Consider the following 3,450-nt stretch of genomic DNA (forward strand, 5'->3'; position numbering starts at 1 on the left):
TTACTAGACATATATGTACGCTTTTCGTGGTTTAATTTGGACTAATACCGTTCAATTAAATACATAAAGCTGTTTAAACCGACAGCCAATATGGCTATGGTTATTTATGCTTACTTGAGAGTCTCCAGCGATCGGCAAGACCTACACAACCAACGGCATGGCATTTTAGAATATGCCAACACCCATGCTTTGAGTCCCATTCACTTTATAGAGGACACAGTTTCTGGACGGGAGAAATGGTTAGAGCGAGGTGTAGGACAACTATTGAATCAAACAGCACAAGCAAAAGATGTAGTCATTTTTTCAGAAGTTAGTCGGATGGCACGCTCTACCCTACAAGTATTAGAAATGCTGGAGTGCTGCGTGCGCCGAGGAATCAATGTCCATATCGCCAAACAAGGTATGGTGCTAGATGATTCAATGCAAAGCCGAATTACAGCAACGGTTTTAGGCTTGGCAGCAGAAATTGAGCGGGAATTAATTGTACTCAGAACAACCGAAGCACTAGCCAAACGAAAAGCTGAAGGGAAAACGTTGGGACGACCCAAAGGACGACAATCTACACATTTAAAATTAGACACAAGGGAAGCAGAAATTCGCAGCTATCTATCCAAAGGGATCAGTAAACGCTCAATTGCCAAACTGGTCGATTGTTCACCTTCCACACTCTACGATTGGTTGTCACGCAAACATCTTCACCCACACCACAATACATTGGTGGAGAAATCATAGGATGCCTAAGAAACAAATACCAATTGATACAATCGTAGACCTACGTCGCCGCTTAGAGCAGCTACCACCGCGCAGTCCATCTCGTCGGGTATTAGTCCAAGAAATAGCTCAACTGTATGGCATTTCCGAAGATACTGTGTATCGAACACTACGAGAAGTAAATGTTGTTCGCCCAGTGCGGCGCGTTGATTGTGATGTCCCACGTGTAATTCCGAAAGCCGGACTAGAGCGATACTGCGAAATCATTGCTGCCATTAAAATACGTACATCTAACCGCAAAGGTCGCCATTTATCTACCGTACAAGCAATTCGCTTATTGGAAGAAGATGGCATCAACACACCAGATGGTCATGTCACCGTTCCAGTAGGTTTGCTCAAACCAACTACTGTTAATCGTTATCTCAACAAATGGGGTTACGACCGCGATACCCTGCTGCGACAACCACCTGCTGTTCGCTTCCAAGCAGAACAGAGCAATCAATGTTGGCATTTTGACCTCAGTCCATCAGACCTCAAGCACGTTAAAGCACCAGCATTTCTAGAACCAGGACGGGGGCATCCTTTGTTAATGCTTTATAGTGTCGTCGATGACCGTAGTGGTGCTGCATACCAAGAATACCACGGTGTTTACGGTGAGGATGTAGAAGCAGCACTGCGGTTTATGTTTGCTGCCATGTCACCCAAAAAAGAGACAGACTTTCCCTTTCAAGGCATTCCCCAAATGCTGTACATGGACAATGGCCCCATTGCTAAGAGCTTGGTGTTTCAAAAAGTTATGGGTTATTTGGGGATTGAAGTACGTACCCATTTACCGAATGGCAAGGATGGGCGACGGGTGACGGCTCGTTCTAAGGGGAAGGTAGAACGACCGTTTCGCACTGTTAAAGAAATGCACGAAACTCTCTACCATCTGCATGAACCGGAGACCGAAGCTGAGGCAAACGCTTGGTTGATGAAGTTTTTGCTCCATTACAATAGCCGACCCCATCGCAGCGAACCCCATTCTCGGATGGAAGATTGGGTGAGCAATTTACCTAGTAACGGCATCCGTCAAATGTGTAATTGGGAACGTTTTTGTACATTTGCACGCTCCCCAGAACGCCGCAAAGTAGGCATCGATGCTCGCGTTACGGTTGAGGGGGTGGCTTATGAGGTGGAGCCAGATTTGGCTGGAGAAACTGTAGTTCTGTGGTGGGGCTTGTTCGATAACGAACTGTACGTAGAACATGGTGAACGTCGCTATGGGCCGTTTCTGCCTGTGGATGGCCCAATCCCCCTACATCGCTACCGTAGTTTCAAGAAAACACGAACGCAGAAACGGGCTGACCGAATTGAATCTTTGGCTAAACAGTTGTCTTTACCGAACTCTGTGATTGGTAAAGGCAACCCGCCTGATTTCGGGAGTAGTACAACTCTATTGAAGGTGCAGCCTTTTGTAGACCCTAACCCATTTCAAGAACTGACATTCAGCACGGTGATTGCAGCCAAATTAGCGATCGCCGATTATTTGGCACGTCCATTAGCCAAACTTACCCCTGAACAGATGGCTTATATTAATGCGGTGCTGGTGTCTACTCTCAATAAGCAGGAGGTAATGAAACAAATTCGAGATTTCTTCCACCCCTTATCAGGTACGAGCCATGTTGAGTGATGTCATGACTTATTTTGGTCTCAAACGTACCTTAGATCATGTGGGCTATTTTGAGACCCAAGAGCAGACAAATCTATTCAAAGAACTTAAACCACAAATTAGGCAAGGTGGTTTGATTGCGATAACAGGTGTTGTTGGTTGTGGTAAAACAACGACTTTACAACGACTGCAATTGGAATTGTCCTCCGAAAAAGACATAATTATTTCTCGTTGCCTTGCAATTGACAAAGATAAGGTCAACGTCGGGGTTTTGATGAGTGCTTTGTTTTTGGATTTAAGCACAGAAAAGGATGCTAAACCACCGAATCACCCAGAACTTAGAGAACGAAAATTGTTAGCTTTAATTCAAAAATGCCGTAAGCCTGTAGTGCTTTTTGTGGATGAAGCTCATGACATTCATCCCAGTACGTTAGTCAAGATTAAGCGTTTAATCGAATTGGTACGTCAAAATAGTTGCACTTTATCTGTACTGCTGCTGGGACATCCCAAGTTGAAAAACGATCTGCGCCGACCATCTTTGGAAGAGATTGGTGCTAGAACCAATATTTTTAGTTTAGAAGGTATTAGAGGACATCAGGTTGAGTATATAAAATGGCTGTTGAGCGAGTGTATTCACGATGATTATCTGCCTGAAGATTTGATTACCAATGAAGCAATTGCATTTTTAGCAGAACGATTGACTACTCCATTGCAAATCGAACATTATTTGCAGAGGGCTTTTGAAGACGCTTATCAAGCAGCAACTAAGCCTGTCACCCGTGATATGGCTGAAGCTGTCTTGAACGTAGGACTTAACGATTTAGAACCCCGCTTAATACGGCATGGTTACAATTCTAAAGTGCTAGCTGAGTTATTAAATATACGTGTAAGTGAGGTCAATTCTTTTTTACACGCTCAGTTGCCTCCTGGTCGAACCCAAGATTTGAGAGACCAGATGTTAAAAATTGGAATTCCCTTGTATGCGTCAGAGGGAAATTAAATTAATCCGAGAAATACTTCATACAGAATTTTTCGGTTTCATTTGTGTTCAGTTTATATCTAAATAAATAAACATATATGTTCGGTGT

At 43.8% G+C, this 3,450-nt stretch carries 3 protein-coding genes; all 3 read left to right on the forward strand.

The genetic code is table 11. From position 1 onward, the window contains the following. The first annotated feature begins 90 nt into the window (after nt 1-90). The 3 genes from LC605_RS31785 to LC605_RS31795 are packed head-to-tail and all read left to right on the forward strand — an operon-like array spanning nt 91 to nt 3,362. Nucleotides 91-732: a recombinase family protein gene (locus LC605_RS31785; protein WP_229551371.1), complete on the forward strand. Its 642-nt coding sequence runs from the start codon at nt 91-93 to the stop codon at nt 730-732. Nucleotides 733-748: 16 nt separating this feature from the next. Then, a complete protein-coding gene (locus tag LC605_RS31790; RefSeq protein ID WP_229551373.1) occupies nt 749-2,383 on the forward strand; it encodes an IS481 family transposase in 1,635 nt (544 codons plus the stop codon). Nucleotides 2,384-2,387: 4 nt separating this feature from the next. Further along, on the forward strand, nt 2,388-3,362 hold the full coding sequence (locus LC605_RS31795; protein ID WP_229551372.1) for an ExeA family protein: 975 nt from the start codon (nt 2,388-2,390) through the stop codon (nt 3,360-3,362). Nucleotides 3,363-3,450 lie beyond the last annotated feature (88 nt).

Origin of the sequence: Nostoc sp. CHAB 5836, from assembly GCF_020829445.1 — a bacterium.
Taxonomy (GTDB): domain Bacteria; phylum Cyanobacteriota; class Cyanobacteriia; order Cyanobacteriales; family Nostocaceae; genus Nostoc.

Excerpts from the sequence above, each read along its gene's own strand:
- LC605_RS31785 (WP_229551371.1), top strand. The coding sequence starts at position 91 with ATGGCTATGGTTATTTATGCTTACTTGAGAGTCTCCAGCGATCGGCAA.
- LC605_RS31795 (WP_229551372.1), top strand. The coding sequence starts at position 2,388 with ATGACTTATTTTGGTCTCAAACGTACCTTAGATCATGTGGGCTATTTT.